Source organism: Kocuria sp. HSID17590 (genome assembly GCF_003989485.1).
Classification (GTDB): Bacteria; Actinomycetota; Actinomycetes; order Actinomycetales; family Micrococcaceae; genus Kocuria; species Kocuria salsicia.
Genome location: NZ_RBMB01000067.1, coordinates 1 through 3,030 on the forward strand (window position 1 = coordinate 1; position 3,030 = coordinate 3,030).

Sequence of the window (3,030 nt, forward strand, 5' to 3'; positions counted from 1 at the left end):
TACTGTTTTCTTTAACGCCCGCCACAACCCGCTTGCAACCACGGCCACAACCCCTCTTTCCTGCCACAACACTCGTCCCCGCGGCAGGGCCCGGTGGCGGACCCTCGTGGGCCGCGCCCGCGGTGAGCGGCGTGCGGTCCGCGGGAGCGGCGTCGTCGTCCCCCGGGGAGCGCGTGGATGGGCCGGAGAGCACGTCCAGGCCGAACGCGCGCACGAGGTGCTCGGGCGCGAGCCCCTCCGCGACCGGCCCGTGGAAGAGCACGTGACGGCGCAGCAGGACCACGCTCTCGGCGAGCTGCGGCAGTGCGTGCAGGTCGTGGGTGGCCACCACCACCGCGCAGCCCTGTGCGGCGAGCTCGTGCAGCAGCCTCACGATGGTCGCCTCGCTGCGCTTGTCCACGCCCGCGAACGGTTCGTCCAGGAGCAGGGTCCGCGCGCCCTGGGCGATCGCCCGGGCCACGAACACGCGCTTGCGCTGCCCGCCGGACAGCCGCCCGATCTGCCGCCCGGCCAGCTCCGTGAGCTCCACCCGTTCCAGCGCGTCCGCCACGGCGGTCCGGTCCGCGGGACGCGCCCGCCGGGTGGGGCCCATGTGCCCGTAGCGCCCGGTCATGACCACGTCCCGCACGGACAGTGGGAACGTCCAGTCCACGTCCTCGCTCTGCGGCACGTACCCCACCACGCCCTGCTTCCGCGCGGTGCGGGGATCCAGCCCGTCCAGCCGCACCTCGCCGGCCTCCAGGCGCACGGTGCCCATGAGCGCCTTGAACAGCGTGGACTTCCCGGAGCCGTTCATGCCCACCAGCCCCGTCACGCGCCCGGGGGCGATCTCCAGGTCCACGCCGTCCAGGGCGCGCACGCGACCGTAGTCGACGACGACGCCGCTCGCCCGGATCGCGGGCGTCACCGCGCCCTCCCGGACAGGCCGTTGGCAATGGTGTCCGCGTCGTGGCGCAACAGGTCCAGGTAGGTGGGCACCGGGCCGTCCTGCTCCGAGAGGGAGTCCACGTAGAGGGTGCCGCCGTAGCGGGCGCCGGTGGTCTCTGCGACCTGCTGCATGGGCTTGTCCGAGACGGTGGACTCGCAGAACACCGCGGCCACCCTGTGCCGGTCCACGAACTCGATGGCGGAGCTGACCTGCTGCGGGGTGGCCTCCTGCTCCGCGTTGACGGGCCAGATGTACTTCTCACTGAGCCCGGTGTCCCGCGCCAGATAGGAGAACGCGCCCTCGCACGTGACCAGCGCGCGCTCGTTGCGGGGCAGGGCCTCCAGCTTCCGGGTCAGGTCCGTGCCGATCGCGCGGATTTGTTCCTTGTACTTCTCCCCGTTGTCCCGGAACTGCTGGGCGTGCTCTCCGTCCAGCTCGCTGAGTGCGGTGACGATGTTGTCCACGTAGCGCTCGCCGTTGCGCGGGCTCATCCACGCGTGGGGGTTGGGGGTTCCGGGGGTGTCGGCGATGTCCAGGGGTTCCACGCCCTCGGAGACCACCCTGTGGGCCACGTTGGCTGAGGAGGTGAACTGCTCGAGCCACTGCTCCAGGTGCAGGCCGTTGTCCAGCACCAGGTCCGCGCGGGAGGCCTTGGTGACGTCCTGTGGAGTGGGTTCGTAGCCGTGGATCTCCGCGCCCGGCTTGGTGATGGACTCCACGCTCACGTGGTCCCCGGCCACTGCGGCGGTCATGTCCTGGAGCACCGTGAACGTAGTCAGCACGGTGGGCTTCTCGGAGCTGCCGCCGCCGGGCTCGGCCCCCGCGCAGCCGCTCAGCACCAGCACACCCGCGGCTGCGGTGGCCGCCACTGCCCATCCCGGACGACGTCCCATCCCAATTCCTCGCTCCCGTGGATCCTAAAGTTCGGTGTACCGAACTTTAGACCGGGGAAGGGGTCCGGGCAAGGAGCGACGCGGCCCTACTTTCCGGTGGGCACGACCGCCCCGGGGGTGGGCTGGGCGTCGAAGCGCACACCCCGCGGGTCCGGGGGCAGGGCGGCCATGATCAGCAGGGCGAAGCTTCCCAGTCCGGGAACGAGGATCAGCAGGAACCACAGCCCGGAGAGGTTGCAGTCGTGCAGGCGTCGCACGGACAGGGCGGCGGTGAAAATGGCCAGCAGTACCACCGCGAGCAGCAGGACCAGAGACAGCAGCAGCAGAGCGATCGCGAATCCGCCGTCCACGTCCGGCCAGGCCAGGTAGCCGCGGTCCTCCGCGAGCACGTAGGCCTCCGAGAGCAGGACCGTGTACAGCGCGATCCACCAGTACTCGGAACGGGAAGCCCGCCCGGAGAACGTGGTGCCCCTGCGGACGAAGTTCTTGACGGCCTGCCACGGACCCACGGGTTCGCCGGGCTGGGTGTCGTAGTACACGGGCTGAGGGGGCAAGCTCATGGGTGGTGTCCTCCTGCGGGGTTATCGGATGTGAACCGTCCCAGGTTTGGTGCCGCATCTTTTCGAGTTGAGAGGATGGCGTCATGCCGAAGAAGATTGACCCCGCTCTGCGTGAGCGGGCCATGAGGCTGGTGCTGGAGCACCGGTCAGAGTACCCGTCGAACGCGAAGGTGATCGCGGCCGTAGCCCGGCAGGAGTGCGTCGGTGCGGAGTCCTTGCGACGGTGGGTGATCCAGGCCGAGATCGACGCGGGTGACCGTGGTGGTCAGACCAGCGAAGAGCATGCGGAGATCCGCCGGCTCAAGGCCGAGAACCGGGCGTTGCGTGAGGACGTCGCGATCTTGAAGGCGGCGACGGCTTTCTTCGTGGGGGAACTCGACCCCCGCAACCGTTGATGATGGGCTTCATCGACCAGATGCGCTCGGAGGGCTTTGCCGTCGAGTCGATCATTCGCGTCCTGCGTGAGCAGGGCGTGAAGATCGCGGCACGCACCTACCGGGCCTGGAAGCGAGGCCGGGTCGCGGTCCGGACCGTGACCGACGCGATCGTCGTGGACGCGGTCCGTGACGCGGCCTGGCGCGACGAGACACTGCCCGGCGGGAGCACACGCCGGAAGATGACCCCGGAGGGTCTTTACGGACGGAAGAAG

3 protein-coding genes and 1 pseudogene are annotated in these 3,030 nt (G+C 69.8%); 1 reads left to right on the plus strand and 3 read right to left on the minus strand.

All coding sequences use genetic code 11. The features are described from left to right. The 3 genes from D8M39_RS12390 to D8M39_RS12400 all read right to left on the minus strand — a co-directional run. Positions 1–907: metal ABC transporter ATP-binding protein (locus tag D8M39_RS12390; protein WP_371413789.1), on the minus strand; the 907-nt coding region annotated here is incomplete at its 3' end. After that, positions 904–1,821, minus strand: coding sequence for a metal ABC transporter substrate-binding protein (locus D8M39_RS12395; RefSeq protein ID WP_055085560.1), 918 nt, complete (start codon positions 1,819–1,821; stop codon positions 904–906). The genes D8M39_RS12395 and D8M39_RS12390, both read right to left, overlap by 4 nt. Before the next feature lie 86 nt (positions 1,822–1,907). Next, positions 1,908–2,381: a DUF805 domain-containing protein gene (locus D8M39_RS12400; RefSeq protein WP_055085558.1), complete on the minus strand. Its 474-nt coding sequence runs from the start codon at positions 2,379–2,381 to the stop codon at positions 1,908–1,910. Between the two features lie 83 nt (positions 2,382–2,464). Between D8M39_RS12400 and D8M39_RS12405 the strand changes: the two are divergent. Then, positions 2,465–3,030 (plus strand): annotated as a pseudogene (locus D8M39_RS12405) (IS3-like element ISPfr13 family transposase); the annotation flags it as partial.

Excerpts from the sequence above, each read along its gene's own strand:
- D8M39_RS12400 (WP_055085558.1), bottom strand. The coding sequence starts at position 2,381 with ATGAGCTTGCCCCCTCAGCCCGTGTACTACGACACCCAGCCCGGCGAA.
- D8M39_RS12395 (WP_055085560.1), bottom strand. The coding sequence starts at position 1,821 with ATGGGACGTCGTCCGGGATGGGCAGTGGCGGCCACCGCAGCCGCGGGT.